The sequence below is a fragment of the Streptomyces sp. NPDC097129 genome, from assembly GCF_055668065.1.
The window spans coordinates 1-1,170 of sequence record NZ_JBVOQE010000088.1 but is presented as its reverse complement, the minus strand read 5'-3'; the positions used below and the strand labels follow the sequence as shown (position 1 = coordinate 1,170).

Annotated in this window: 2 protein-coding genes; both read right to left on the bottom strand. The window is 32.7% G+C overall.

From position 1 onward, the window contains the following. Nucleotides 1–219: 219 nt before the first annotated feature. Nucleotides 220–726 (bottom strand): hypothetical protein, encoded by a 507-nt coding sequence (locus AC0B9F_RS38305; protein WP_362662798.1) that lies wholly within the window; start codon nucleotides 724–726, stop codon nucleotides 220–222. A gap of 182 nt (nucleotides 727–908) precedes the next feature. After that, a partial coding sequence (locus AC0B9F_RS38300; RefSeq protein WP_472010450.1) for a hypothetical protein occupies nucleotides 909–1,170 on the bottom strand: 262 nt, incomplete at its 5' end.

The window sequence follows — 1,170 nt, the reverse complement described above, 5'->3', positions numbered from 1 at the left end:
TAGAAATTGGGAAATATGCCAAAAGTGGTGCTGATATAATGATAAAGTACAATTGGCTTGAACAACCACCTGGGACTAAAAACAGGAAAAAATTAGCTCAAAAGAAAGAAGATTAAAAATTAATTCTCTGATTTTCTAACTTAATAAACACCTATGAAAAAAGTTCTCATATTGAGAACTTTTTTGCGTTTTTTTTATAAATTAGAAGACATTATTAATTTAAAGTCTACTCTTCCTGCTGACAAATATTATTAAAAGATTTTTTATTAATATCCCTATTACCAATCCCGGTATAACAGCTAATATTGGCAGCCACACTGGACCAAATAATATTCCAAACAAACGAAACTTTGAAGAATAAATACAACCAATCGTCACAAAATAAACAACAAACACTAAGGGGAGAAATGAATATTTATTATTTCTTCCTCCCCCATCAATCCAAGCATCCCACATCGAAAAAAAATACAAACACGGGTAAAACATTAACCATTGGTAGTCTGCTTGTAAAGTCGCTTTTTCTATATCTCCCTGAAAACTAAGCATAATTACTTCATTGAAATGAGAATTAACATTAATGAGTATTTCTAATATAATTATACCAATACCCTTAAACAGCTTTCCATTCAATAACTGTCCAAATCCTGGTAGGGCTATGCTCCATAATAATAATTCTTTTCTACTTACCCACATTTGGTTAACCCCTTGCCAAATTTTGTTGGTCAAGTGCTGAAGGCGGCTACTAACCAACCATTAACAATCATTTTATTAGCTCCCTCTCCAGCAATCTCTGCTGCCTCAGCTCATAAACGCGTATAGGTTGTGTCAAAATCCTTTAGTGCTACACTACCCAACTCGATCCGTTATAAGCTATTCCTCTATTCCTATATTATCTTCGATACGAAACATCAATAATTCATCATTAAAAACCGAATCTTTTGACTTAGATGTAACAAATCTTCACTCATGGAAGCATTTAATATTAATCTTACTATCACCAGGAATTTTCTAAAAATAGCACAATGATGTCTAGCAATTTTCGAACCACGTAATATAATCTGGCGGACTTCATGTGATTGTGCGAGTTGGGAAAAAAACATTAGTAAAGCACTAGTAACAGAATTACGATACAGATTATCAAACAAACAAATCTTAATCGCTGTTAGAGAC